We start from the raw sequence: 25,350 nt of genomic DNA, 5'->3' as shown, positions 1-25,350 counted from the left end.
AAGTGTCTCATTTCCTCCTTTGGAAAGCTGACGACCCTCACTCTTAGGTAGGTGCGGGTGCGGTACGATCTAGCTACTCCGGCTTCACCAAGAAGAGAGGTTGTCCGTACTCTACCATTTGACCATTTTCCACGAGGATCTCGGCAATTTCGCCCTTGACTTCAGCTTCCAGCTCATTCATCAGCTTCATCGCTTCGATAATGCAGACCGTAGTTTTCTCGCCTACCTTATCTCCAATGTTGACAAAAGGCTGGGCTTCCGGGGAAGAGGAACGATAGAAGGTTCCTACCATCGGTGAAACTATCGTATGTAAGTTAGCGGCTGGTGCAGCGGCTCTCGCCGATTCCTCCGCTTGCTGGGTTGCAGTTTCAAGGACAGCAGGTGCCGATGAGGCGGTTGAGATATGTTGTACTGCTGCGGGTACGACCGGAGATTGTACATGAACAACCTCACTGATTCCAGGTTTACGAATACACAAACGAGCGCCTTCATTCTCAATTTCCAGCTCTTGCACGGATGTCTTGTCCAATAGTTCGATCAATTCTTTAATCTCATTCAGTTTAAACATGTTTTCACTCTCTCCTTCAGCTTTATAGGGAAAGCTTTAGCCCAGTGACAAGCATTTACAGTCCATAACTTTATGTATTATATCATAATCAATCAAAATGGAAAGAGCCCAAGTTTGCCCTGGGCTCTTTCCAACGATTATGCACTTAAGGCTTCCAAGGTAACAGTTGCCATTACTGTGTCACGTACTGAACGCTGACCTTGTCTTGAGCAATGTCGAGCTCCTTGATAATCAAGTCCATGATGCTAACCGCTTCCTTGGCTTCCATCTTCTCGCTGACAACAACAACCTTGAACTTATCATCTGCCTCCGTCACCACAGCGTTAGCATATTGCTGTTTGAGCTTCTCTTCGATGTCATAAATCTTGGCTTCCTTCTCTTCAAGGGCGTTCAATTGTTGCTGGGCCATAGCCGATTCGCTTACTGTTTTGTCTACGTCGCTGATGGTTTGCATCAGTTCTTCCTGCTTCTTCATGTTCTCTTGAGTACGCTCAAATTGATAAGCGGTCAAAGTATCCATAGACGACACGCCCTGAGCCTCTACTTCGCTTAATACATCCTCGTCAGTTACGCCTGGAGCAGCCGTATTCGCGGAACCATCATCTGTTGATGTAGTCCCGGTTGCTGGTGTTTCCTCAGCGGAAGAGGTCTCCTCCTTGGTCACCTCGGAACCCTCTGCACCTTCCTCCTGACCTTCCGGCAAGGTTGCTGCATTCTCATCTGTAATCGCACTGCCGTTCTCACTACCATCCGTTGTGACTTCCGAGAGAATAACATCGTCCCCCAGCGTTTGATCTTCATTGTTCGGCAATACACCGCTGTCCGCCACGTTAACCTGTTGTCCGTCCACCGGAGCGGCTGGGGAAGGACCATCTTCCGTAAACAAATAATAAGCGGATAAAATCACCATCAAGCTGAGCATAGACACTAACCAAATCGTTTGTCTTTTGGATTTCATGTTTAAATTCCTCCTAAATAATGGGGTTAAAATTTATTGAGACTGCTTGCGTGGTACAACGGAAATTCGGTAAGCAGGGACATTCAGACCCTTCTCGACCGCATCTACAATCAGACCCTTGACCGTCTTGTTTTCGGCCCCTCTTGCCACAACCAGCACTCCTCGAACCTTTGGCTTGATCTTCTTGGTGACGATGGGCTGCTGTCCCGCCGAAGCATCGTAAGTGACGATTTGACCGTCTCGTGTGTATTGGGTTATATGCCGCCTGCCTCCGTCTGCATCACTTTCTTCTGTGAGCTCCTGTGAATCCTTCATATTGCGTTGGACCACGATTTCCTCGGTTGAATCGATGGTCACCAGCACATCAACGGCACCAACGCCGACAATCTTCTCCAAAATCTCCTTGGTCTTGTTCTCCAGACCCGACTCGATTCCGACAAAATCGTCATTCTCCGACTCGCCCGAAAATCCGGATAACTCTTGCATCACTGGAGGCTCCCTGCTGCCCCCTCCCTCGGTATCCACCTGCTTCACGTTGACAAATGAGTTGAACAACATGATGGCGACACCCACTAATCCGAGAATTAAGAGCAAACGGAAGGTATTCACCGTCTTCTTGCCTTCTGTTCCTCGGCCTAACCATTGTTCCAGCTTCTTCAGCCATCCCGGCATATACTTCACCTCCCTGACATTTGCCCGCTTGCTTTAGGCTTGCGGATCAATAATCGTGATCGTCTCTTCCCCCACGCCCCATTGTTGCCGGAGCAATTGTTCGATTTGCCGGGTCAACTGATGACCTGAATTCCCAGCCGTCCCGCTTGAAGCTTCTTCTTCGGCTTCTTCCGTACTTGTGCCCGCGATTGCTGCCCTGCTATCCTCGGGTGCGTCCACGCCCGTCTCGGCCTTCTGATCAATCTCGATATGAATTTTCGGTACCGGTGCAATCGCCACTTGTGTTGGCCTCCTGTCAGCACGCTGCTCTTCCTGCTGATCCGGTAAGATCTGTGACATGACAACCTCTACGGAGGCGATGCTCGGCTGGGGAGAACTTGCATCCTTGGCCCCTGATTCCGTAATCAGCTTGACGGATACGCGATCTACGGAGCGTCCTGTCTCCCGTTCAATCTGATCTTTCATCTGCCTGGCAGCCTCTTCTCCAGCCCAGACCAAGGCTTCCTCTTCCCGCTTCTGCTTCAGCTTCTCGCCTTGTTTTAAAATGACTTCGGTGCTCTCCCCTATTTGCTGATCCTCTAATCCATCCATCCCTTGCGAGAATGCCGCTTCCAATTGCTGCGCTGCATCCGCTGAGAACAGCTTGATGACCGGAGATAGAAGGGTAAGCAAGATCAGGAGACTGACGACGAACCTGACGTAACGCTCCATAGCGCGGTTAGGCAAGAGCAGCTCGATAAAAACGGCAATCAAGACGATAGAGATAATTTCCCGCAGCCATTCGGCCAGCCAGTTCACGCGCTCACCACCTTGTGTTCGTGCGTCAGGATGAAGATGTCTATCTCATCATGACCGTAATGTTCCCCGCTGTAAGCATGATGGTTATGGCCAGGAAGAACATCAGCCCAACCGCCGCCAGGGCAGCGAATACATACAGCATACTTTTTCCGATGGTCTCCAGGCAGGTCACAATGGGGGAATCTCCTAACGGCTGCATCACCGCCCCGGCCAAGTTAAAGATGAGGGACAACGTGATGATCTTGATGGCTGGGAACGCGCAAAGCAGCAGCAGAATAATGACACCCACCAGACCGATGGAGTTCTTGACCAGCAAGGAGGCAGAGATCACAGTATCCGTGGCATCGGCGAACACTTTGCCCACCACCGGAATGAAATTCCCGGTTAAATACTTGGCTGCCCGCAGCGTTACCCCATCTGCCACTGAACCAGCAATCCCCTTCACAGAGATGACTCCAAGGAAGATGGTCAACAGAATACCCAGTAGGGCCATACTTACCGTTCGTAGCAGATTGGCAAGTTGAGTCAGCTTGTATTTATCCGATAAGGAACTGACGATATGCAGTACGGCCGAGAAGAATAATAACGGAAAGATTACCGTATGTACGGCCGTTCCAACCACATGCACCATGAATACGACCAAGGGATGTGTCACCGTAACTGTTACCGCATTCCCCATGGAGGCCAGCAGGGTAAAGAGCAGTGGCACCATCGCCATCATAAAATCAATCATTCCGCTGATTGCGTTCGTTGCGTAACTAATTGATACTCGGAAGCTGTTGATGGCCAGTACCAAAATGACCATATAACAGATGGAGTAAGCCACTTTACTGACTTGCTTGCGCTCGAATGCAGTTTGGAGTGTCTCCAGAATCAGGCTGAAAATCGAGAGCAACACGATGGTGACCAGAATATGTCCGTTGTACAGCACCTCATGCCACATATACCGCATCAAACCCGACAAACCGGATTTAAGGCTAAAGCTCTGGTCTTGCTGCAACAGCATCTCCATAAAGGTAGGAACCTTTTGATCGGGAAAAAATCCGCCGTACTCCTTCATTAGCTGCTGCCAGTAAGCTTCGACTTGATCAATGGGTAATTCTTCGGCTTGTCGCTGAATCCAGTTATCATCCGCTCCTGGAGCGGCGGAGGCCAGAAACGGCACATTCCAGAACAAGATCAAGCCCAGAATGATTAGGATTAGCGTTCTACCGTACCCATGTCCTTGTCCGTTAATAGCCTCCATCCTCCCTCTCCCCCATTCTCATGAAGTACGTATTTCATCCATCAGACATTTAGCATTCGGGGGATTGGACGAGCGCTAGGCCGGCAGCAGCTTGATGACGGTCTCGACAATGATGCTGATAATCGGAATGGCAAGCACCATGATGAAGACCTTTCCGGCCATTTCAATTTTGCTGGCGATACTTTCTTGTCCGGCATCCCGCACAATTTGTGCCCCGAACTCAGCGATATAGGCAATTCCGATAATTTTGAGAAGTGTCTTCAGGTAGATCATCTCGACCCCGGATTTATCGGCCAGGTCCTCAAGCACTTCGATGATGCCGCCAATTTTCCCGATCAGATATAAAAAAATGAGAATTCCGGTACTTGTGGCAATCAGGAAAGCGAATAGCGGCTTAGTTTCTTTAATGACCAGAATCAGTACGGTGGCAATTAGGCCAAGCCCGACAATTTGGATGATTTCCATAGGAATTCACCTACTGAAACAAGAAGATCGATTTAATTTCCTGGAACAGACTGTCAAGCAGCCGGATGACCATGAATAGCACAACGACGAATCCGATCAACGTCACCCAATGCGCCATGTCTTCCTTGCCCATCTGCTTCAACACAGTATGGATCATGGCGATTATGATACCGATGCCCGCAATTTGAAAGATGGCGTTCACTTCTATGTTCATTGATTTGGCACCTCGCTAACGATTTCACAGGCGGCAATCGGCCGTGGAGGAAATGGGTAATTTAGTAGAATAAAATGACGATGAACGCTCCGCACAATAATCCTAAGCTTCGATACATCTTCTCATAGCGGGCCTGGTCTTCCCGCGCTGCCGATTCCTCGCTCTCCAATTGACGGACCGCCGTGGCCAAATGACCCAGTTGATCCTGGCGATCGCTTGTCCCGAGTGTGTAGCTTAACTGGCGGATAACTTCCTGCTCGGAACCCTTCATAGCGGTATTCCCCCACAGCTTCATTGCGGCATGCTCCAGGCTTTGCTGGGCTGTCCATTGCTGCTTGGAGTCCATATTGTCCGCTGTCCTGATGAACAGGGACTTGATAGGCTCTTGGGCTTGCTCTCCGATGCGGCGCATCGCATCGGGAAGCGGCGTAAAGCCATACATAATCTCGGTCTCCAGCCGTTTCAGAGCGAGAATCAAGCGGCGGATCTGATTAGGACGAGCAGCAAATTGTCTGGCCTGAAGCCATCCCGCCAGCGTTGCGGCCAGCAGGACGAGCGCGGCTCCGAACATTTTAACCATGCTCTTCCCCGCCCTTCCATGCCGCTCCCGCAAACGGCACTCCTCTTCGCTTGCTATCCCAAAGCTTGAATGCCAGTCCTTTCTCCGAGCGCGAGAGCACCACATACATCTGGAAGAAGAAGGTATCGGTTAACTTAGCCAACGCAGGCCGGGAGGATAAGTCATCAACGCTTGATCCATGCGCTGTAGCGATGACCCGGACCCCGGCATGAAGCGCCTCGGCTAATGCTTCCGCGTCTTCGGGTCGCCCAATCTCATCCACAATTAATACATCCGGAGACATGGAGCGAATCATCATCATCATGCCCTCGGCCTTGGGACAGCCGTCCAGTACGTCGGTCCGTGGACCGACATCAAAGCCGGGTACCCCTCGTTTGCTTCCCGCAATCTCCGAACGTTCGTCGATGACCCCTACCTTGCGGCCGGGCCAAACTGCCGCCGGATGCCCCCAGGTTCCACTGCTGATCTGGCGGGCCAAATCACGGATTAAGGTTGTTTTACCGTGCTGAGGTGGCGAAAGAATAAGCGTATGATGGACCGTTCTGTGCTTGAAATCCAGCAACTTCGGCAAAATTGGGTCAGCAATACCTTTGATCTCTCTGGCGATCCGCACGTTAAAGCCGCTGATATCCCGCAAGTGCTCTACCTTTCCTCCACTTAACAAAGTCCTTCCCGCCAGCCCAATCCGATGACCGCCCGCTATCGTAATGAAGCCCTTTCGAAGCTCCTCCTCCATCGTGTACAGCGAATGGTTCGTAATCAGATCAAGCAGACGATTGCTGTCTTGCTTCTCAGGCTTGTACGCTGCCTGAGGGTTTCTTGTGACCTCTCCCGCAGGCGTTAGAAAATAGTAACGGCCACCTGTGTTAATCTCAAGCGGCCGCCCCTCTCGGATACGTATCTCTTCCAATTGGGGAAAGATAGAAGGCGGTAGCTTGAGCAATAGACTTTGGAGGTTGTCGGGAAATACGTCTAGCCAGCTTGGGCCCATGAACACACCCCCTACCAAGCTTGATGTTCTTGATTTTGCTATATCTCATATGTATGCCTGTACTTTGTGTTTATGCTAGGGAATCTATCATTTCTTCAAAATGCCAATTAAGAGACACGCGACCCCTAAGCCGATCCATAACATCTTCCCAAGTGACAATCTATCAGCCATGCCGGCAAGTCCGATGAAGGTCGTAACAATTAGTACGGAAGGCCCCACGAAGGCTAGTGCCGAATTGACAGCCAGGGCCTTATCGACTCTCCCCAGCTTGAGCATGAGCAGGGCTGCAAGGATCTCTATCATTCCTGACGTGATGCGCAAACTTGCCATGCTTGCGACAAATTTATCAAGCATAAGAACCTCCTTCCTTGTCCCATCTCTTAAACGATATGCCTGATTGTCCCTGTTTAGCATATAAAAAAAAGAGCCCGCATCTCGCGAGCTCTTTGAATCCTCTATATCATTTATCGGCGATCTTGCGGACCCCCGACAAATGCCGTATTCTCCGTATCCAGACCGTAAGCAGTATGCAGCGCGGTGATCACTTCACTCAGCTTGCCTCCATCAATCACACAGGAGACTTTAATCTCTGAGGTGCTCACCATCACAATGTTAACCCCTTGCTTGGAGATGACTTCGAACATTTGAGCAGCCACCCCCGGATGGCTCACCATACCGGCGCCAACGATGGACACCTTGACCAGTCCCTCTTCGGAAGTCACTTCATCGTAAGGCAAGTCATTGCGGATTTGCTCCAAGACCTTAAGGGCTTTGTCGCAATCGGACAGGGCCACTGTAAAGGAGAAGTCCGCTTTCCCATCTTGCACCCCGCTTTGGACGATAATGTCCACATCGATCTTGGAATCGGCTAATGAACCGAATACCTTTGCTAATACGCCAGGAACGTGCGATACCCCCAGAATGCTGATTCTGGCTACGTTCTTATCGTAGGCAATCCCGCTTACTACTACGCCTTGCTCCATCTTGACTTCCTCCTTCACAACCGTTCCTTCATTATTGTTAAAGCTCGACCGTACCACAAGACGGACCTGATGTAGCTTGGCGTATTCTACCGCACGGGGATGCAGCACCGCTGCCCCCAAATTCGCCAATTCCAGCATTTCGTCATAAGAGATTTCATTCAGCTTGCGTGCATGCTTGACAATTCTCGGATCGGTGGAGTAAATGCCGTCCACGTCCGTATAAATTTCGCAACAATCAGCGTTAGTAGCTGCCGCCAGGGCAACCGCTGTCGTATCAGAGCCGCCGCGACCGAAGGTAGTGATTTCGCCCTCCTCGGTCATCCCCTGGAACCCGGCCACAATCACGATATTCCCAGCTTCCAGAGACTTCAGCACCCGCTCTGGCTGAATATCGGTAATCCGTGCCTTGCCATGCACCGCTTCCGTACGGAAGCCTGCCTGCCAACCCGTATAAGAAACCGCTTGAGCACCCATCGCATGAAGCGCAATAGACAACATCGCAATGGAAATTTGCTCCCCGGTAGTCATTAGCATATCCATTTCCCTTGGCGGGGGTTCTTTGCTTAGCAGCTTGGCCTGATCTATCAGATCATCCGTCGTGTCTCCCATAGCAGAAACAACGACCACCACTTGATTTCCTTCCTCCTGCTTCTCGATAACGCGACGGGCAACCCGCTGCATCCGCTCCGTATCGCCTACGGAACTCCCTCCGAATTTCATCACATATAAAGCCAACTTCAGACCCTCCCTAATGATGCTCCACTTATCTGCGCGACCATCGTTTGAACCAGTAACGCTTTAAACCAGTATAATACGAATGACCCAAAGGTCGTCAATGGTTTATACAAAAATTCCTCCACCCCAGCAAGGGTGGAGGAGACCTGCGACAAGCGAGTAGTCCCGCTTATGCCCGCGAAATATATTTACCTTCCCGGGTATCGATCAGCAGCGTGTCATCTTCATTAATGAAGAGAGGAACCTGAACATTGAGACCAGTTTCTACCTTGGCATTTTTGGTTGCACCCGTTGCCGTATTGCCTTTGATACCTGGCTCGGTTTCAACCACTTTAAGCTCTACGCTGTTCGGCAGGTTAATCCCCAGGATTTCTCCTTGATAGCTAACGATTTTCACATTCATATTCTCCCTGAGGAAGTTCAATTCCCATTCCAATTGATCTTCCGTGAGCGAAAATTGATCATAGGTTTCGTTATCCATGAACGTATGCTCTTGTCCGCTGGCATACAAATACTGCACATCACGGTTCTCGATCATCGCACGGCCAATGGTTTCACCAGCGCGGAACGTTTTCTCTACGGTGTTGCCGTTGCGCAAGTTCTTCAGCTTCGAGCGGACGAATGCGGCACCCTTTCCCGGTTTTACATGCTGGAACTCCAGCACCGTAAAAATATCACCGTCTACCTCGACGGTAAGGCCTGTCTTAAAGTCGTTTACTGAAATCACAAAAGTACCTCCTCAAATGGGTTAACAACATTTATTAAGATTGTGGATTAAACATACCATAAATACAAGGTTTAGCCGAGCGCTATGAAGTCCTTGGTGGATTCCGTCAACCGACGATTTCCAGTCTCCGTTATGACGATATCGTCTTCAATCCGGACACCGCCAATTCCCGGTAGATAAATTCCCGGCTCCACGGTAACAACCATTCCTGGCTGTAGCACCGTATCGCTGGCCTTCGACAACCTTGGTGCCTCATGAACCTCCATACCTAGTCCATGGCCCGTGCTATGCCCGAAATACTCGCCATAGCCATAGTTGGCAATGACATCCCTGGCTAAGGCATCCGCTTCCCGTCCCGTCATACCAGGACGTATCCCTTCGACAGCACGCAATTGGGCTTCCAAGGTAATATCATAAATCTCTCGCAACTTCTCGCTTGGGGTGCCGATTGCCACGGTACGAGTAATATCAGAGCAATAATCATTCATGAGCGCTCCGAAATCCATCGTCACCAGGTCGCCCGACTGCATAATGCGCTCGCTAGCCCGCCCATGCGGCAAGGCCGAACGTTCTCCCGAAGCCATAATCGTTTCAAATGAAGGGCCGGTAGCCCCGTTCTTGCGCATGAAGATTTCAAGCTCAAGAGCAGCGTCCCATTCACTAATACCTGGCTTGAGTACATCAAGCATGTGCATGAAGGTTTGATCGGCCAGGTCTGCTGCTTCCTTCATCAGTTTCAGCTCACCGCTATCCTTGAACATCCGCAGTTCTTCTACCAGACCACTTACTGGCACAAGTTCAACTGGCTTTAATTCACGCTCATAAGACCGATAGGTGGCAAATGACATTAATTCCTCTTCAAAACCCAAGCGTTTAATGTTAGCTCCGCTCAGCAGGCTATGCAGCGCTCCGGTAACCGATGCTCCGTGATCCACAATTTGAAAGCCTTGCGCTTGATCAGCGGCTTGAATTAAATAACGGAAGTCCGTCAACAGCCAGGCATCCTGCAAGGTCACGAGTACATAACCTGAGCTTCCTGTAAAACCCGTCACATAGCGGCGGTTCACTTCTCCGGTAATCAATACGGCTTCCAGGTGTTGCTTGTTCATTGCTTCACGAAGCCGGATAACACGAGTGTTCGCCATCTTAAACTCTCCCTTAATATATGAACTTTATAACCAGGTTCCAGACATCCTAACTCTGAGAGCGGGTCTGTTCCAAGTGACGCTTAAGCGCCAGCAAGCCCATCTCATAGCCATAGGACCCAAAACCGGCAATTTGCCCAATCGCGACCGGGGCAATGACCGACGTATGCCGGAATGCCTCCCGCTTATGAATGTTGGACAAATGCACCTCAACGACGGGAATATCCACCGACGTCAAAGCATCGCGAAGAGCATAGCTGTAATGCGTCAGCGCGCCTGGATTCAATAGAATTCCGTCCGAACTGCCATAGGCAGCGTGAATCCGGTCAATCAATTCGCCTTCATGGTTCGATTGAATGAATTCCAGCTCCAGGCCGTTGGTCCCGGCTAACTGAGCCAGTCTGGCTTCAATGTCCCCAAGCTTCTCGGCTCCATAAATTCCGGGCTCGCGTACGCCGAGCATATTCAAATTCGGTCCGTTCATCACCAGGATGCGATACATAACGGCTCCCCCTTCCGAAAATAACCAAAAGTAATTTTAACATAGAAGAGAGTCGCTTGAGAAGCTTTTTTGTCTGTTATTGGAGTGCTTGTTTCGTTGTTTTCTTCGGCTCTCTGGCCCGCTCATCCGTATATTCCTCAGCAGCAGTGTAGCCGATAAACAGTCCCCATAACAAATAGAGACAAAATTCACTGATGATTGTCATGGCAGGCAATTTGGTCAGAGGAGGGAGCATGTCCAGCCAAGGACCCAGCAAAACGAACAGCAGCCCCCACCAAACCACACCATATATAAGTCCCGGTACAGGTCCCCTCATTTTGCGGAAAGCAAGCGTATAAATCATAGTTGCAACCAGAGAAAGCCCGATAAAAGACGCCCAGCCCACGTAATATCCGAATTGTGTATGTAGAAAGGCGTTCTTAAAGAACGGCTCGACCAAGTATCCCGGCACCACCTTCGTAAATCCCATATAGAAGAATAAAGCTTTGACTCCCCCCCAGATCAGCCCTGCAAAAAAACCAATTTCTAATGAAAATAGCCATATATTCGTGTTCTTTCTCCGCTGCTGTCTCCACGACTGAGGGCGTTCTTTGGTTGTTTGCTTCTGATGTCTCAACAAGCATTCTTCCTTTCTATTAAGAGGTAGTTCAAAAAGTCGTCTTCCCAGAACGAAGTTATTCGAGAAGTGGGTTCGACATCGAATCTTGAATTCACCCGGGCCTTCCGGTGCTCACGTACCCACTACGTACGCTCCACTCCTCAGTCCCTAGCTTCATCCAACTCAAGCGTTTTGAAAAAACGCACATCGGAAGCATAAGCTTTGGTCCTAGAAATTCGACTTTTTGAACACGTACTATAAGCTTCTGATTTTTGAAGATTAGTATGCTCATTTCCAGAAAGACTAAACAAACTAGAATTTGACCGCAAAGTCCGTTACAATGGAATCATTACAGAATTCATAGGAAGGTGACTTATTTGCCTGAGCAATCTGCACCCGTCATTTACGGCGGCCAAGCCGTTATTGAAGGCGTTATGTTCGGCGGCAAGCATGTGAACGTAACAGCCGTACGCCGCAAGAGCGGCGAGATTACCTTTTTGGAAGTACCCAAGCAAGACAAGCAGTGGGTTAGAAAGCTGCGTAAGATTCCATTGTTACGTGGTCTGGTCAGTATCATTGATTCCAGTGCCAAAGGCTCCAAGCATTTGAATTATTCAGCGGAAGCGATGGCTGACGATGAGATGGAACCGGAAGAACGAGCCAAGCAGAAGGAAAAGGATGAATCAGGCTTCTCCTTGACGATGCTGGTCGGTGTAGCTATCGCCGGGGTCATTTCCTTTATCGTTGGCAAGCTCATCTTCACGCTGGTGCCAGCTCTGGTAGAACAATATCTGTTCCAGCATGCGTTCTCCAGTCAAACCATGCATACGCTAATCGAAGGTGTCATCAAGATCGTATTGCTGCTTATCTATTTATGGCTAATGTCCCAGACCCCGGTAATCAAGCGCCTGTTCCAATATCACGGCGCAGAGCATAAGGTTATTTCCGCTTATGAGGCTGGAGAAGAACTAACACCTGCTAATGTGCAGAAATATAGTCGCTTGCATTACCGTTGTGGTAGTAGCTTCATTATTCTGACTGTTATTGTGGGGGTTATTATCTATTCATTGCCTATCTTCAGTTGGGATAATGTCTGGGAACGGATGTACATCCGTGTATTGCTGCTTCCGCTGGTTATTGGTCTTTCCTATGAATTGTTACGGTTGACTAATGCAGTTCGCGAAATTCCTGTGCTTCGTTATCTCGGATATCCGGGGTTGTGGCTGCAATTGTTGACAACCAAGGAACCTAGTGACGAGCAAGTGGAAGTATCCATCGCTTCATTCAACCGCATGCAGGAGATGGATGCCCGTATGGAGCAAGTAGGCGTTACGGAGACAACGGTCAATGCTGCATTGGATCCCTTGAAAGGATGAGATTCGCATGAGAAGACAACGCATCTTTTTGTGGATTATCGCATTTTTGTCGGTATTCGGCATTATTGACGGCTTGTTTCTCAGCAAGCATATCCCTATAGGTAACGTAATCGTGCCTTTGGCGGTAGTAGCGATTGTATTTCTATTGTATAAATACCCGCCCCGCCGCTACCGAAAGCAACACCCCAAAATCAAACCCTCTGCCCGCACGATGGCCAAGGTAGCCGCGGAACGACGCTCTACTACAGAGAAGCGCAAGGCTTATCCGTTCCAGGTCATCGAAGGACAAAAGGGCAAAAACGATGACGATTTGCCCAAATATCATTAAAGCTCGTCAAAAAAGGATGGAACCCATGAAGATTCATGGGTTCCATCCTTTTTGGGTTATTCCCTACCAATTATTAATTAAGGCACGTAAGTCTGTTGATATTTCTGGAATTGCTCCTCATAAAGCTTAGTGCTCCATCCCTTAAAGAAACGATCCCCCGCACGGAATCCCGACTCGAATAATAGCAAGCTTTCCTCATCGTCGATATCAAATTGGGTCGTACTGATACCCAGTGTGGGAATCTTGACGGTCCGATAGCGATTGGATTGCTCGATGTACCGTTCATCATGTGCCGACAACATGGACTCCACGATCGCCTGTAGCATTGAGAACGGACCATAAATATCATGTGGCTTATTCGTGTTTTTACCAACCATTTGAAAGCCCACGGTAGGAATTCGCTGTTCAGGAGACTGCGGCTCCTCGCGATCGAATAACCACAGTGGAAAATTGCTTAACAAGCCTCCATCGACAACATGCAGGAACTGATTGACAAAGGGCCTTCCCTTGGTCCGCTTCGCCGGAAGACGAAGCAACACCGGATCAAAAAAATAAGGTATACTGCAGCTCATCCTTACGGCACGCGCTACCTCGAACGATCCGGAATGAATGCCAATTCTCTCCAGATCATCCGGGAGTACCAGAATTTTGCCGTTTGTAATGTCCGAAGCAATTATCGTCAGTTTCCCCGGCTCCAGATCTCCAAAGGTCCGTACTCCCTTGAGCTGCAGGATGTAACGGACCCATTCTTCCAAGGCTTCACCGGAGTACAGGCCCTTGCGAAGCAATACCCTTAGTGCAGGACCAAGGACGGCCAAGTTGAAAATTGGCGAACGCTTCAGGAGCCGGGAGAACGACGTACGCATGATGATTTCTCTCATCTCTTCGGCGCTATATCCGGCGGCAAGTAACGAAGCGACAATGGAGCCTGAGGAGGTGCCGGCAACGCGATTAAACTTTCCTCCGTTGACTTCCGCTGCCCGAACTGCCCCCGCCAGAGAAATCCCTCTGACTCCGCCACCTTCAAACACTGCGTTCATCAGCATCAGGCTAGCATCACCCATCCCTATCCATAAGGTCTATTGCTTATGTATGTTGATAGGAGCGTGCATATGCCTGTCTGGCTAACGATGCAATAATTGAAGTGCGCGGTCAATCGCCTGCTGTGATGAGATTACTTCGCCATCCGACATACCGTGCTCCAGCCATTCCACCAGGTCTTGGTCCGCACCCTTGCCGATGACAATCCGATAAGGAAGCCCTATCAACTCAGCGTCCTTGAATTTGCTACCTGGCCTTTCATCTCGGTCATCAAGCAGTACCTCCACCCCGCACTCAAGCAACTTGGCGTACAACTGCTCCGCTAGCTCCACTTGCCTAGTGTCCTTCATGGATACGGGCATAATATGGACTTGATAGGGAGCCAGGGACGTTGGCCACGCCAGTCCTCGCTCATCATGATGTTGCTCTGCTATAGCGGAGAGCAGTCGTGAAATTCCTATTCCGTAACAACCCATGATCATCGGCTGCCGTTGTCCTTGGCGGTTCAGAAATGCTGCGTTCAAACGCTCACTATATTTTGTTCCCAACTTGAAGATATGACCGACCTCAATGCCATGCAGAAGCTGGAGAACTCCCTTACCGCAATGAGGGCAAGTGTCGCCGTCTACCACATTTCTGAAATCCCCCGCTACTGCATGCACCATATCCCGAGAGGGAATCACGGATTGCAGGTGGGTATCAACTTGGTTAGCTCCGGCTATCCCCTCACTCATCAGGAGGACATCCCGATCCATCAGAACCGGAATATCCAGCCCGATTGGACCGGCAAAGCTAACAGGAGCCCCCGTTATTTGCTCTACGGTTGCAGCATCGGCCAAATGCACTTCGGTCACACCGAGGTAAGTAGCTACCTTAAGCTCATTCACCTCATGATCTCCCCTTACAACTACAGCAACAGATTGTAACCCATCAACTGTGTATATCAGAGTTTTGATCATGTGATCTGGTCCGGATTGAAAAAAATCACAAAGCTGATCAATGGTGTGAACTTCGGGAGTTTGGACTTGTGCAGGCTGTGGTGCTGTAATTAGGGAACCTGTGATAGTTGGAGGAGCAGCATCGGAATTAACTGAGCTAGCCTTCTCAATATTTGCCGCATAGTCACAAGTATTGCATACTGCAATTCTGTCCTCGCCAATGTCCGCCAGCACCATAAATTCATGGGTCTCCCCCTCTCCTCCAATTGCACCTGGATCAGCCTCTACCGCCCGATAATCCAAGTCGCATCGCCCAAGGATCGCTTCATATGCCTTGAACATAGCACGATAAGACTGGTTCAATCCTTCCCAATCTTCATCAAAGGAGTAGGCATCCTTCATCAGAAACTCTCTCCCCCGCAAAAGCCCGAACCTCGGACGACGTTCATCGCGAAACTTCGTCTGAATCTGATACAAGGTTACAGGTAGTCTGCGATAAGAATTGATCTCGTCCCCTGCAAGTTGCGTAATGACTTCCTCATGTGTTGGCCCCAACGCAAACTCGCGGCCGTGCCGATCCTTAAGTCGGATTAATTCATCGCCATAACGTTCATAACGCCCGGATTCCTTCCATAGCTCTGCTGGCTGCATGGCAGGCAGCAGCAATTCCTGAGCTCCCGCTCTTTCCATTTCCTCGTGAACTATTCGCTCAATCTTATGCAATACTCGTCTCGCCAGGGGCAAATAAGTGTAAATCCCTGCGGCCAGTTGACGAATGTAGCCTGCACGCAGCAACCAACGATGACTTGCAGCCTCGGCATCTGACGGAGCCTCCCGTAGAGTAGGCGCTAATAATTTACTTTGACGCATAAGAAGTCCCTCCCTAATCTAAAGAGCAATATACAAAAAAAGACACATTCGTCAGGGACGAATGTGTCGTGGTACCACCCTATTTCCATGCCGATCCATAGATCGGTCATGCTTATCCCGGTAACGGTGGGGCCGGTACAAGTTATTCTCCTCTTCAGGATGATTCCCCTGTACAGCTCGCAAGGCGGGGGAGATTCAGTCACGGCAGAGACCTCTCAGCATCAGTCTCTTCTCTGAGGCACGGACAAATGAAACTCGCTCCTTGGTCGAAGCATTTAATGATGTATTAAACATAATATATGATTACGAATGTATCTTAATAGCTGGCTTCTGTCAAGAGATGTAGATAAGACCGCTACTGCTACTACCTTTGTCTACTGGCCGTAATAAGCTTGCAGCAACGGAATCAGTCCCAGCGGGTTCTTGCGCAGGTCCTTGGCACTGAAGAAGATGCTGCCTTGAATTTCAGGAACCTGACGATTATAGTCCAGTTGGTTGATGATCTCCTGCGCACTAGACCAGCCAATCTCCGGCGTCCCCAGCTTGTATGGCGCATGTCCGATGTACAGCTTGACGTTAGTTCCTTTGACCTCCCCTGCCCACCAGTCGGCCAGCAGATCGTATTGAACCTCCTTGCGGGACATACTCCAATATAGCTGTGGCGCTACATAATCAATCCACTCCCGCTTAATCCAAGTGCGTACATCCGCGTACATATGGTCATACGTCGTGACTCCGGCCTTGGTATTCGAGCCCGTAATATCAACTGCCTTGTTGCGCCATACTCCAAACGGGCTGATACCGAAGGATACGTCTGGCTTAGATTGATTAATGCTTTGTCCCAGCTTCTCGACAAACCGATTGATATTATCTCTTCTCCAGTCGCCTTTATCTTTCAGCTTTTGAGCATTATAGGTTCTATAGGTCGTGTCGTCATTAAATTTCTTGCTGGAAGTTTCTCCGGTTGGGTAGAAATAATCATCCAGATGAACCCCATCGATATCATACCCGCGAACAACTTCCATAACTGCGGCAATGACATGATCACGGGCCTCCGGGACTCCCGGATTGATATACAATTTATCATTGTACTTGACGATCCAGTCCGGGTGCTCGTTAGCTACGTGATTCTTCGGTAGCTTGGTAGCATCTCCACCCGTGCTAGCACGGAACGGGTTAAACCAGGCATGGAACTCCATACCTCTGCGATGAGTTTCTTCAATCAAAAATTGAAGAGGATCGTATCCCGGGTCCTTGCCCGCGGTTCCAGTCAGGTAAGCCGACCAAGGAACCAGCTTGGATGGATAGATCGCATCGGCTTCCGGGCGAACCTGTACAAACACGGCATTCATCCCCATGGCCTGCACCTCGTCAAGCAGCTTGATATATTCCGCTTGTTGTACATCTGCCTTACCGTAAGAAGCTTTGGTTGGCCAATCGAGATTAAATACGGTGGATATCCATACGCCTCGCAGCTCGTCAGCAGTTCCCACCGGCGTTGATGGCGGTAACGAAATATCAACCGGTGGCGCATCCGTGCCCGGCTCAGGCCCGATCTCCTCTCCCCCCGTATCGGAGCTTAGTGTAATCGTACGGTTTGTGTTATTCCAGTTGACTGTAAGCCCAAGCTGTTCACTGACAAACCGCAAAGGCACCATAGTCCGTCCCCCGCTGATTTCTACGGAAGCGTCCAATTGAATCGTCTCCCCGTTGACCTTGGCACTTGCAGTTCCACTCGTCAGAATTAACGTATTTCCATCCTTCTCAATCGTTGCTGTCTTGTTCAGTTGGGACCAGGCCACCCGCGCGCCCAGGCCTTCGCTAATCACGCGGAGCGGCACCATTGTTACATTCGCCCCAGGTTTGATATACGGGGGAGCATCTGTGGACAACAACGCCCCGTCCAGATAAATGCGAATGTCGGGTGTACTAGCTGCTTCCAGCTTGCCGGCATTCGGCCATATTAGCATCAGAATAAAAATAGGAATCCACCAAACGCGTAATTTCATGAGTAACCTCCAAAACATTTTTGATGTACAAGCAAATGCGTGCACCCATATTAACGCTTTGAACCACCCAAGAGTTGCGTTTTTTCCATAAAAAGCAGGTTAAGCAAGCGACATAGAAGCATAGAAAAAAGCATCTGCCTTGGTCATAAGACAGATGCTTCCTCTAGGATTCATTTAATAATTCCTGATGGACATTTTCAAGCTCATTCATACGAGAAGCATCACGTTTGAAATACTCTACCAATGTAGCGATACGCGTGATAGAGTCCCAGCTCAAATGATGCTCGATTCCTTCGACATCTTTATAAATGTTCTCATGCTCCACACCGATCATGCCAAGGAACTCCTCCAGCAATTGATGGCGGTCCACAAGTCGTTTGCCGATTTTCTTCCCTTTGCTGGTCAGGACAAGCCCCCGGTACTTCTCGTAAATTAAATATTCATCCTTGTCCAATTTTTGGATCATTTTTGTAACGGAGGAAGGATGAACCTCCAAACCTTCCGCAATATCGGATACACGAGCGTAGCCTTTCTCGTCGATTAGCTTGTAAATCCGCTCCAAATAATCCTCCATACTGGGCGTTGGCATCTGATGATTCCCTCTTTTCCATGAGTTAACGCGGACTTAATGTACGCAAAACATTACTCTGTTAATGATACATGTTATGATTGTCCATTGGCAAGTGCACTTCAGACACTCAATCGTCCACGCTCAGAATTTCAGCCATTCCGGAGTGATTTGCTGAAGCCAGATAGTAATCTGCGCCATGCGATTTGTGAATAGCAGGACACCCATCAGCAACATAAGGGCCCCGCCGATCTTCATGATTGCGACAGAATATTTGAGAATCCATTTGGTCGATCCGATAAAGAAAGCCAGCACGAAAAATGGCAAGGCGAAGCCAAGCGTATACGCTGTAATGAGTCCGATCCAAGCGCCCGGTTCTGTTACTGCCATCGCAATGATTGCGGCCAAAATCGGCCCCACACATGGCGACCACCCCGCCGAGAAGCCGATACCAAATATAAATGAACCAAGGTACCCTGCTGGCTTGGACGTAAAGTTCATCTTCCGTTCCTTCATCAGAAATTGCGGCTGGAACAAACCTAACAGGACCAAACCCATCACCATAATCAATATAGCTGATAATTGCCGAATCAGAACGCGGTATTGATTGAAGAATTCTCCAAACAAGCCCGCTCCGAATCCAAGCGTGTAAAATACAACAGAAAAACCAAGGATGAAGGCCAACGTATGCGTCATCGTCCGGAAGCGAACCTCCCGCTTCCCTTGCTCCGTCTTAAGCTGCTGTACAGACATTCCTGTGATATAAGACAGATACGATGGATACAAAGGCAAGCAGCAAGGGGATATAAAGGATGCAACTCCCGCACCAAAGGCAATGCCGAGATGAATATCAGCCATACAAACCTCCTATGTATATCCCAAGTAGGGCTACGCGGAGAACCCCCGTTTTCCCAGCAGGGTTAATATAAGCATACCAATCAGTAGCAGCACGATCGTCGCTCCGGGTGCCAAATTCCAGATCCCCGCTATCATCAGCCCTGCCACTACAGCAATTTCTGCAATAATGACAGAGAAGATCACAGAAGACTTGAAGCTTCTGGCGATCAGCAGACTACAAGCTGCTGGAATCGTCAGCAAGGCGGAAACTAGCAAAGCGCCTACAATTTTGATGGCTGTACTGATAACAAGAGCCGTCATGACCGTGAGCAACAGGTTTAGCATTTTAACAGGCAAGCCGCTAACGGATGCTGCATCCTCTTCAAAGGTAAGCAAGAAGAACTCCTTGAAGAAAGCGAATACGACCACAATCACCACAATGGTAACGGCAAAAGCGACATATAAATCCGTAGTATTTAGTGTGAAGATACTGCCAAATAAATAACTGGTTACATCTGTATTGTAGCCCATTCCCAGCGTAAAGAACAAGGAAGCCAGCGCTACGCCACCAGACATAATGATAGCGATGGATAGCTCGGCATAGCCCTTATAAGCCTTCCGCAGCTTCTCGATGGCGAAGGAAGCCACAACGGCGAACACCAAACCGACACCGACAGGATATGCCCCGATCAAGAGGCCCAGTGCAACTCCTGCAATGGTCACATGAGCAAGGGTATCTCCAATCATGGACAAACGCCGCAGCACAAGGAAGATACCAATCAGCGGGGCCGTAAGCCCAATCAGCAGCCCTCCGGTCAGCGCTCTTTGAAAGAAATCAGCAGTTAAAATTTCCAAAACCCACAACTCCTAAAGGTTCTGCCAAGCAAAACCAACTTCGCAAAACTTCTGTCTATTTGTTTCAAGTGAATCAACTGGCTATACCAAGGAATGCTGGAGATCTGGAATCGCACAGTCCTGATCATGCGAATGACGCACGTAGAACTTGATTCCGCCGCACTCCTTACGAGGTTCTTGTCCCAAGCGGCCTTCAATCATGGCAATATCATGCGATACCATAAGAAAGGTCATGTGATGGTGCGCATGCATATGGAAAATTAATTCAAAAAAATCAGCCTGCGTCTGCGCATCAATCCCCACTGTCGGTTCATCCAGAACGAGCAAATCTGGTTTATTGATTAAGGCTCTGGCCAAAAAGACGCGTTGCTGCTGCCCCCCGGATAGCTGCCCGATCCGCTTGTCGGCAATACTGCCGATGCGCATCACTTCCAGGGCATCATTGCATTTCTGCTGCTCTACACGGCCGACCCGGCGGAATATTTGCCGATTATGGTACAAACCCGACATTACCACTTCGCGCACCGTTGCGGGAAATAGCGGATTAAAGGCGTTCTTCTGCGGCACATAGCCAATTCGTTTCCAATCGCGAAAACGCTTGATGGATTGACCAAACAACCGAATCTCTCCCTGTGTCGGCTGCAAGAGCCCGACCATCATGCGTAGCAGTGTCGTTTTCCCGGCTCCGTTGGAACCGATCACCCCGACGAAATCCCGTTCATGCACCTCAAAGCTGAGGTCAGAGATGACCTTCTGCTCCTGATAGGAGAAGGACACGCGGTCCAGTTCAATGATGCTGTCATGACAAACGGCCTTTTCGGCCGCATTAACGTTGTATTTCATCCGTTTATAGCATCCTTCCACGTACTAATGTCTACTATCTATTGTAGGGCCAGCATCAAATTTTGCAAATTTTTCTCCATCAGCGTGAAATAATTATCTCCCGCCTGCTCCTGATCCTTCGTTAATCCTTCAACCGGGTTCAGGACAAGGGTCTCAACGCCCGCTTCGGCAGCCAAGGTCTTGGCCAACTTGTCAGAGACCAGCTCTTCAAAGAAAATGTAGCGTATCCCCTCTTCCTTCACCATCTTCGCCAGCGTGATCAAGTCCTGCGCTCTAGGTTCCGCCTCGGGGGAAAGCCCCATAATAGCATGTTGGGTTAGATTATAATCCCGACACAAGTAGCCAAAGGCCTGGTGAGACACGACAATTTCTTTCTTAGGCAAGGACGATAGTTGTTCGGTGAACTTCGCATCCAATGCCTGCAGCTTGCTGACAAGCTCTTCATAACGAGCCTCATATAGCTCCTGATGTGCAGGATCTGCCTCGATGTAGCTATTCTTAATGTTCTCCGCCATAATCATCGCCGATTTGGGGCTGACCCAAGTATGCGGGTCCACGGCATGGCTATCCGTCTCTCCCTCAGACTCATGATTTGCATCATGGTCCTCATCTTCATGGCTATGCTCATTCTCTGTCCCGGCTTCGTCATGATTGCTAGCCTGTCCATGTCCGTGGCCATCATCACCCGTGCTTTCAATCAACTTGATGCCTTGGCTGACCTCTATTGGCTTCACGGTCGCGTCGGCATTCAGACCCTTCAAGAAGTTAGGTACCCAGCCCTCCAGGCCCGCTCCGTTATATAAGAACAATTGCGCTTTGGACGTATTCAAAATATCCTGGCTCCGCGGAGTCCAATCATGTGGCTCCACACCGGTGGGCAACAGATTGATCACATTCGCTTCCTCGCCGCCGATCGCCTTAGCAAACTCATATATCGGATAAAAGCTGGTAATGACATTCACCTTACCCTCTACGATGCCTCCGCCTGTGCTTTTTCCGCAAGCGGACAACACCAGCAGTATCGTGAGCAGCAAGGCTGCAAAGCCAGCTCTGCGTTTCAATTTGGGCAAAACCATTTAAAAATCCTCCTCGTTACAAATCGTAATGATTACCAAAAGGATTATAGGACTATTACGAGAGCATTGTCAACTTAAAATATTCTTCGTTATATTACATCATGCCCACCTGGTCATGGGATTCTACTCGCAGTCCAAGCTTTCCTGACTTCTAAGTCGAGCTGGAGAAGGAGCGTGAACGAGAAAAAAGCCACCGGGAAGAGGGTCCCGGTGGCTAAAGCAGCCCCAATTGACTATTTAACTACTGCTCCATTAGGCATCGAATCCGGCACTGTAGCCAACGTCAGTTGGTCCCCTTGGGAAGCGGCCAAAATCATGCCTTGTGATAGCTCCCCACGCAGCTTGACCGGCTTCAAGTTGGTTACGCAAATGACTTTGCGGCCCACTAACTCTTCAGGCTGATAGAACTTGGCAATGCCGGACACGACTTGACGTTGCTCGTAACCCAGGTCGAGTTGCAGCTTAAGCAGTTTGTCGGCCTTCGGAACGGGTTCACATGCTAATACCTGCGCCACGCGAAGCTCGACTTTTGCAAAGTCGTCGATACCGATTTCTTCCTTAAGCTCCGGTGTCTCCACAGCGGAAGTAGCAGCAGGAGCCGCTGAAGAAGCTGTCTCTGCTCCCGATGCCGGAGTTCCGCCTGTCATTGAGCCTGCAATAAATTCGATCTCCTGATCTACCTCAAGGCGTGGGAAGATCGGATCGCCCTTCACCAGCTTCGTGCCACCTGGAAGCTGACCAAAGGTCTTCAGGCTCTCCCATGAGGTTAATTCACCCGAAGTGATTCCGAGTTGCGCCCAAATTTTCGCCGGAGCCTGCGTCAAGAATGGCTGTAGCAAAATCGAAGCAAAACGCAACGATTCCGCAAGATGCGCCATTACGGAAGCCAATTCTCCACGCTTGGCTTCATCCTTCGCCAGCATCCATGGCTGTGTCTCATCTATATATTTGTTGGTACGGCTAATGAAAGCACCGATATGGGTAAGAGCTACAGAGAACTCCATATTCTCCATAACTTCCTCCACCTTCTGAACCGTCTCTTGAGCCACCTTAACTAATTCTCCATCAAAAGCGGTAACATTCGGCACATACGCCGGTGCTTCGCCATCAAAATACTTGTCAATCATCGCCACCGTACGGTTAAGCAGGTTGCCAAGATCGTTGGCCAGGTCCGAATTAACCCGTTGCACAAAGCTTTCCGGCGTAAAGGAACCGTCCGAACCGAAAGGTACCTCGCGCAGCAAGTAATAGCGAGTAGCATCCAAGCCATAACGATCAATTAATACATTTGGGTCCACCACATTGCCCTTGGATTTGGACATTTTGCCGCCCTTCATCAGCAGCCAGCCATGGCCAAATATCTTTTTCGGCAATGGTAGTCCCAAGGCCATCAACATGATCGGCCAGTAAATCGTATGGAAGCGAACGATCTCTTTTCCCACCAGATGCACATCTGCTGGCCAATACCGTTCATAATTCTCGGCATGCTCCGTACCGTAGCCAAGCGCTGTAATGTAGTTGGTTAAAGCATCGATCCACACATAAACTACATGCTTGGGATCACCCTTCACCTTGACGCCCCAATCAAAGGTTGTGCGCGAGACGGCCAAATCCTCCAGTCCCGGCTTAATGAAGTTGTTGATCATTTCATTCTTACGGGATTCCGGCTGAATGAAATCCGGATTCTCTTCATAATATTTCAGCAACCGATCAACATATTTGCTCATCCGGAAGAAATAACATTCCTCCTTGACCAACTCAACGGCATGCCCGCTTTCCGGACTTTTCCCACCGATGACCTCATTGTTGTCATTACGAACTACGTCCACAAGCTGCGATTCCGTATAATACGTCTCATCGGGAATACTGTACCAGCCTTCATATTCCCCCTTGTAGATGTCCCCCTGCTTCAGCAACTGATCGAATATCTCTTCAACAACCAGCTTGTGCCGTGGTTCGGTGGTACGAATAAAATCATCATAGGAAATGTCGAGCTTATCCCACAATTGCTTGATACCGGACACGATACCGTCCACAAATTGTTGTGGGGTTTGTCCCTTTTCCTTGGCCTTCTGCTCAATCTTCTGCCCATGCTCATCCGTTCCCGTCAGATATCGAACATCAAAGCCACGAAGTCGTTTGTAGCGCGCCATGGCATCCCCTGCCACGGTGGTGTAGGCGTGGCCGATATGCAGCTTGTCGCTTGGATAATAGATCGGTGTTGTAAGGTAAAATGTTGGTTTGTCAGACATCACATCTTCAGCTCCTTCTGTAAAATGACAACAAAAAAACTCCCATCCCCTATATGGGACGAGAGAGTTCTCACGTGTTACCACCCAAATTCCCTGATTCTTCACAGAATGCAGGCTCTGTTGGTCTTGACGACCTGCCGTTAACGCCGGCCCATGCGCTGCCCCCTTACCGAAACCCCTCTCAGGTGTGTCGGCTCGAAAACAGTTCCTCCCGGACCATCTTCCAAAGAAGCTCCAGACCGGTTTGCAGCTCCCCCGGCTCTCTGTGGCTGGATTATCCCTTGTACTCATCCGTTCACTGGAAGTATATAGATATCATTTATAATAAAAGTTGTTCCATGGCATGTCAAGCCACCGGCCGCCTCCAACCCTACGGCTTGGCCTGGTCGCTCTGCAATGAAGTGGTTATCTCTTCACTCCGCAGCTTCTCCGCCTTGGGCGGCACCAGATCAATACCACCCGGATGAAACGGATGGCACTTCGCAATGCGCTTAGCAGCAAGCCAAGAGCCCACCAGGGGACCATGGACCTCAATCGCCTCTAGAGCATAAGCCGAACAAGTCGGATAGAACCGGCAGGTCGGCGGTTTGAGCGGCGATATGAACTTGCGATAAACATAAATCGGAGCCTGGAACGTCTTGCGAACAACGCCCATCTTATGCCCCCTCGTGCTGCTCCGGCGACGGCTCTGCCTGTGCTTTGCCATCCGTGCGGCAGTTCTTGCAATATCCGAACACCTCGAACTTGTGCTTCACGACCTGGAATTGCTCTGGAGCATCTGCCATTGGCATCGGACAGAAGTGAATTGGATAGGTCTTCTCACATTGCAAACAAATCATGTGGTGATGATGATGACCTTCGCTACAACCCGCTCTGAACTTCAGGCCGTCTTCAAAAACAACCTGTTCAAGCACACCCAGTTCCTCCATGACCCGCAAATTGCGGTACACGGTATCGAAGCTAAGCCCACTGTACTGCTTGCACATATATTGGTAAACATCCCTCGGCGTGAGATAAGCATCCCGTTCCGCGAACAGTTTGGCCAAGCTTCTGCGCTGATCGGTAATTCTCAAGCCCCGGCTAGACATTACTCTGATAATTTCCTCTGTCGACAGCATGTGACATTCCTCCCGTCTACATCCTACCTCCATGCGTCTTATCTAATAATGCCCCAA

General features: G+C 49.6%; 28 protein-coding genes. 2 read left to right on the top strand and 26 right to left on the bottom strand.

The window, feature by feature from the left end:
• Positions 1–73: 73 nt before the first annotated feature.
• The 15 genes from accB to BN3279_RS17045 form a co-directional block, all read right to left on the bottom strand.
• Positions 74–568 (bottom strand): acetyl-CoA carboxylase biotin carboxyl carrier protein, encoded by a 495-nt coding sequence (accB, locus tag BN3279_RS17115; protein ID WP_059052367.1) that lies wholly within the window; start codon positions 566–568, stop codon positions 74–76.
• Between the two features lie 172 nt (positions 569–740).
• Positions 741–1,526: a SpoIIIAH-like family protein gene (locus BN3279_RS17110; protein ID WP_059052366.1), complete on the bottom strand. Its 786-nt coding sequence runs from the start codon at positions 1,524–1,526 to the stop codon at positions 741–743.
• Between the two features lie 33 nt (positions 1,527–1,559).
• Positions 1,560–2,198: a stage III sporulation protein AG gene (gene spoIIIAG, locus BN3279_RS17105; protein ID WP_059052365.1), complete on the bottom strand. Its 639-nt coding sequence runs from the start codon at positions 2,196–2,198 to the stop codon at positions 1,560–1,562.
• Positions 2,199–2,231: 33 nt separating this feature from the next.
• On the bottom strand, positions 2,232–2,996 hold the full coding sequence (gene spoIIIAF, locus BN3279_RS17100; protein ID WP_059052364.1) for a stage III sporulation protein AF: 765 nt from the start codon (positions 2,994–2,996) through the stop codon (positions 2,232–2,234).
• A 40-nt stretch (positions 2,997–3,036) separates the two neighbouring features.
• Complete coding sequence (gene spoIIIAE / locus BN3279_RS17095; RefSeq protein ID WP_059052363.1) at positions 3,037–4,242, bottom strand: stage III sporulation protein AE; 1,206 nt, start codon at positions 4,240–4,242, stop codon at positions 3,037–3,039.
• 75 nt (positions 4,243–4,317) lie between these two features.
• The gene (gene spoIIIAD, locus BN3279_RS17090; protein WP_059052362.1) at positions 4,318–4,707 is read right to left on the bottom strand and encodes a stage III sporulation protein AD; all 390 of its coding nucleotides are present in this window, start codon (positions 4,705–4,707) and stop codon (positions 4,318–4,320) included.
• Positions 4,708–4,717: 10 nt separating this feature from the next.
• Complete coding sequence (gene spoIIIAC / locus BN3279_RS17085) at positions 4,718–4,921, bottom strand: stage III sporulation protein AC (protein WP_009225775.1); 204 nt, start codon at positions 4,919–4,921, stop codon at positions 4,718–4,720.
• Between the two features lie 61 nt (positions 4,922–4,982).
• Positions 4,983–5,501, bottom strand: a complete 519-nt coding sequence (gene spoIIIAB, locus BN3279_RS17080) for a stage III sporulation protein SpoIIIAB (RefSeq protein ID WP_059052361.1) — start codon at positions 5,499–5,501, stop codon at positions 4,983–4,985.
• Positions 5,494–6,492, bottom strand: coding sequence for a stage III sporulation protein AA (gene spoIIIAA, locus BN3279_RS17075; protein ID WP_059052360.1), 999 nt, complete (start codon positions 6,490–6,492; stop codon positions 5,494–5,496). The genes spoIIIAB and spoIIIAA overlap by 8 nt, the downstream gene beginning before the upstream one ends.
• 87 nt (positions 6,493–6,579) lie before the next feature.
• Positions 6,580–6,846 carry a YqhV family protein gene (locus tag BN3279_RS17070; protein ID WP_059052359.1) on the bottom strand — a complete coding sequence of 89 codons (267 nt, stop codon included), beginning with the start codon at positions 6,844–6,846 and terminating at the stop codon, positions 6,580–6,582.
• A 110-nt stretch (positions 6,847–6,956) separates the two neighbouring features.
• On the bottom strand, positions 6,957–8,210 hold the full coding sequence (locus BN3279_RS17065; protein ID WP_059052358.1) for an aspartate kinase: 1,254 nt from the start codon (positions 8,208–8,210) through the stop codon (positions 6,957–6,959).
• Between the two features lie 169 nt (positions 8,211–8,379).
• The gene (efp, locus tag BN3279_RS17060; protein ID WP_059052357.1) at positions 8,380–8,937 is read right to left on the bottom strand and encodes an elongation factor P; all 558 of its coding nucleotides are present in this window, start codon (positions 8,935–8,937) and stop codon (positions 8,380–8,382) included.
• 71 nt (positions 8,938–9,008) lie between these two features.
• Positions 9,009–10,082 (bottom strand): M24 family metallopeptidase, encoded by a 1,074-nt coding sequence (locus BN3279_RS17055; protein WP_059052356.1) that lies wholly within the window; start codon positions 10,080–10,082, stop codon positions 9,009–9,011.
• Between the two features lie 49 nt (positions 10,083–10,131).
• Positions 10,132–10,584 (bottom strand): type II 3-dehydroquinate dehydratase, encoded by a 453-nt coding sequence (aroQ, locus tag BN3279_RS17050; RefSeq protein ID WP_059052355.1) that lies wholly within the window; start codon positions 10,582–10,584, stop codon positions 10,132–10,134.
• Between the two features lie 76 nt (positions 10,585–10,660).
• Positions 10,661–11,200, bottom strand: coding sequence for a YqhR family membrane protein (locus BN3279_RS17045; protein WP_059052354.1), 540 nt, complete (start codon positions 11,198–11,200; stop codon positions 10,661–10,663).
• Positions 11,201–11,559: 359 nt separating this feature from the next.
• Between BN3279_RS17045 and BN3279_RS17040 the strand changes: the two genes are divergently transcribed.
• Both BN3279_RS17040 and BN3279_RS17035 read left to right on the top strand, forming a co-directional pair.
• Positions 11,560–12,558: a DUF1385 domain-containing protein gene (locus BN3279_RS17040; RefSeq protein WP_059052353.1), complete on the top strand. Its 999-nt coding sequence runs from the start codon at positions 11,560–11,562 to the stop codon at positions 12,556–12,558.
• A gap of 7 nt (positions 12,559–12,565) precedes the next feature.
• Complete coding sequence (locus tag BN3279_RS17035; protein WP_059052352.1) at positions 12,566–12,886, top strand: hypothetical protein; 321 nt, start codon at positions 12,566–12,568, stop codon at positions 12,884–12,886.
• A gap of 77 nt (positions 12,887–12,963) precedes the next feature.
• Here the strand turns inward: BN3279_RS17035 and BN3279_RS17030 are convergent, their stop codons facing one another.
• The 11 genes from BN3279_RS17030 to BN3279_RS16980 all read right to left on the bottom strand — a co-directional run bounded on the left by BN3279_RS17030 (position 12,964) and on the right by BN3279_RS16980 (position 25,293).
• Positions 12,964–13,932, bottom strand: coding sequence for a patatin-like phospholipase family protein (locus BN3279_RS17030; RefSeq protein WP_059052351.1), 969 nt, complete (start codon positions 13,930–13,932; stop codon positions 12,964–12,966).
• Between the two features lie 78 nt (positions 13,933–14,010).
• Entirely contained in the window at positions 14,011–15,735 is a 1,725-nt protein-coding gene (locus tag BN3279_RS17025; RefSeq protein WP_059052350.1) for a proline--tRNA ligase, read from the bottom strand.
• Between the two features lie 374 nt (positions 15,736–16,109).
• Positions 16,110–17,744: a family 10 glycosylhydrolase gene (locus BN3279_RS17020; RefSeq protein ID WP_059052349.1), complete on the bottom strand. Its 1,635-nt coding sequence runs from the start codon at positions 17,742–17,744 to the stop codon at positions 16,110–16,112.
• Between the two features lie 163 nt (positions 17,745–17,907).
• On the bottom strand, positions 17,908–18,333 hold the full coding sequence (gene mntR, locus BN3279_RS17015; protein WP_018751529.1) for a transcriptional regulator MntR: 426 nt from the start codon (positions 18,331–18,333) through the stop codon (positions 17,908–17,910).
• 123 nt (positions 18,334–18,456) lie between these two features.
• The gene (locus BN3279_RS17010; RefSeq protein ID WP_059052348.1) at positions 18,457–19,170 is read right to left on the bottom strand and encodes a cytochrome c biogenesis CcdA family protein; all 714 of its coding nucleotides are present in this window, start codon (positions 19,168–19,170) and stop codon (positions 18,457–18,459) included.
• Between the two features lie 30 nt (positions 19,171–19,200).
• Positions 19,201–20,004, bottom strand: a complete 804-nt coding sequence (locus BN3279_RS17005) for a metal ABC transporter permease (RefSeq protein WP_059052347.1) — start codon at positions 20,002–20,004, stop codon at positions 19,201–19,203.
• 81 nt (positions 20,005–20,085) lie between these two features.
• Positions 20,086–20,847, bottom strand: coding sequence for a metal ABC transporter ATP-binding protein (locus tag BN3279_RS17000; protein WP_059052346.1), 762 nt, complete (start codon positions 20,845–20,847; stop codon positions 20,086–20,088).
• A gap of 38 nt (positions 20,848–20,885) precedes the next feature.
• A complete protein-coding gene (locus tag BN3279_RS16995; RefSeq protein ID WP_059052345.1) occupies positions 20,886–21,923 on the bottom strand; it encodes a metal ABC transporter solute-binding protein, Zn/Mn family in 1,038 nt (345 codons plus the stop codon).
• Positions 21,924–22,156: 233 nt separating this feature from the next.
• Complete coding sequence (gene metG, locus BN3279_RS16990) at positions 22,157–24,175, bottom strand: methionine--tRNA ligase (RefSeq protein ID WP_059052344.1); 2,019 nt, start codon at positions 24,173–24,175, stop codon at positions 22,157–22,159.
• Between the two features lie 370 nt (positions 24,176–24,545).
• Positions 24,546–24,830 (bottom strand): membrane protein insertion efficiency factor YidD, encoded by a 285-nt coding sequence (gene yidD, locus BN3279_RS16985; protein ID WP_059052343.1) that lies wholly within the window; start codon positions 24,828–24,830, stop codon positions 24,546–24,548.
• A gap of 1 nt (position 24,831) precedes the next feature.
• Entirely contained in the window at positions 24,832–25,293 is a 462-nt protein-coding gene (locus BN3279_RS16980) for a Fur family transcriptional regulator (protein WP_059052342.1), read from the bottom strand.
• Positions 25,294–25,350: the final 57 nt, after the last annotated feature.

Origin of the sequence: Paenibacillus senegalimassiliensis (assembly GCF_001486585.1) — a bacterium.
In the GTDB taxonomy this organism is placed as follows: Bacteria; Bacillota; Bacilli; order Paenibacillales; family Paenibacillaceae; genus Fontibacillus; species Fontibacillus senegalimassiliensis.
This window is presented reverse-complemented; position numbering and strand designations above follow the sequence as displayed.

Excerpts from the sequence above, each read along its gene's own strand:
- spoIIIAB (WP_059052361.1), bottom strand. The coding sequence starts at position 5,501 with ATGGTTAAAATGTTCGGAGCCGCGCTCGTCCTGCTGGCCGCAACGCTG.
- BN3279_RS17020 (WP_059052349.1), bottom strand. The coding sequence starts at position 17,744 with ATGAAATTACGCGTTTGGTGGATTCCTATTTTTATTCTGATGCTAATA.
- BN3279_RS17070 (WP_059052359.1), bottom strand. The coding sequence starts at position 6,846 with ATGCTTGATAAATTTGTCGCAAGCATGGCAAGTTTGCGCATCACGTCA.
- yidD (WP_059052343.1), bottom strand. The coding sequence starts at position 24,830 with ATGGGCGTTGTTCGCAAGACGTTCCAGGCTCCGATTTATGTTTATCGC.
- spoIIIAC (WP_009225775.1), bottom strand. The coding sequence starts at position 4,921 with ATGAACATAGAAGTGAACGCCATCTTTCAAATTGCGGGCATCGGTATC.
- BN3279_RS17055 (WP_059052356.1), bottom strand. The coding sequence starts at position 10,082 with ATGGCGAACACTCGTGTTATCCGGCTTCGTGAAGCAATGAACAAGCAA.
- BN3279_RS17000 (WP_059052346.1), bottom strand. The coding sequence starts at position 20,847 with ATGAAATACAACGTTAATGCGGCCGAAAAGGCCGTTTGTCATGACAGC.
- metG (WP_059052344.1), bottom strand. The coding sequence starts at position 24,175 with ATGTCTGACAAACCAACATTTTACCTTACAACACCGATCTATTATCCA.
- BN3279_RS17110 (WP_059052366.1), bottom strand. The coding sequence starts at position 1,526 with ATGAAATCCAAAAGACAAACGATTTGGTTAGTGTCTATGCTCAGCTTG.
- BN3279_RS17035 (WP_059052352.1), top strand. The coding sequence starts at position 12,566 with ATGAGAAGACAACGCATCTTTTTGTGGATTATCGCATTTTTGTCGGTA.
- spoIIIAG (WP_059052365.1), bottom strand. The coding sequence starts at position 2,198 with ATGCCGGGATGGCTGAAGAAGCTGGAACAATGGTTAGGCCGAGGAACA.
- accB (WP_059052367.1), bottom strand. The coding sequence starts at position 568 with ATGTTTAAACTGAATGAGATTAAAGAATTGATCGAACTATTGGACAAG.
- spoIIIAA (WP_059052360.1), bottom strand. The coding sequence starts at position 6,492 with ATGGGCCCAAGCTGGCTAGACGTATTTCCCGACAACCTCCAAAGTCTA.
- BN3279_RS17025 (WP_059052350.1), bottom strand. The coding sequence starts at position 15,735 with ATGCGTCAAAGTAAATTATTAGCGCCTACTCTACGGGAGGCTCCGTCA.
- BN3279_RS16980 (WP_059052342.1), bottom strand. The coding sequence starts at position 25,293 with ATGCTGTCGACAGAGGAAATTATCAGAGTAATGTCTAGCCGGGGCTTG.
- BN3279_RS16995 (WP_059052345.1), bottom strand. The coding sequence starts at position 21,923 with ATGGTTTTGCCCAAATTGAAACGCAGAGCTGGCTTTGCAGCCTTGCTG.
- mntR (WP_018751529.1), bottom strand. The coding sequence starts at position 18,333 with ATGCCAACGCCCAGTATGGAGGATTATTTGGAGCGGATTTACAAGCTA.
- spoIIIAE (WP_059052363.1), bottom strand. The coding sequence starts at position 4,242 with ATGGAGGCTATTAACGGACAAGGACATGGGTACGGTAGAACGCTAATC.
- BN3279_RS17010 (WP_059052348.1), bottom strand. The coding sequence starts at position 19,170 with ATGGCTGATATTCATCTCGGCATTGCCTTTGGTGCGGGAGTTGCATCC.
- spoIIIAD (WP_059052362.1), bottom strand. The coding sequence starts at position 4,707 with ATGGAAATCATCCAAATTGTCGGGCTTGGCCTAATTGCCACCGTACTG.
- aroQ (WP_059052355.1), bottom strand. The coding sequence starts at position 10,584 with ATGTATCGCATCCTGGTGATGAACGGACCGAATTTGAATATGCTCGGC.
- BN3279_RS17030 (WP_059052351.1), bottom strand. The coding sequence starts at position 13,932 with ATGCTGATGAACGCAGTGTTTGAAGGTGGCGGAGTCAGAGGGATTTCT.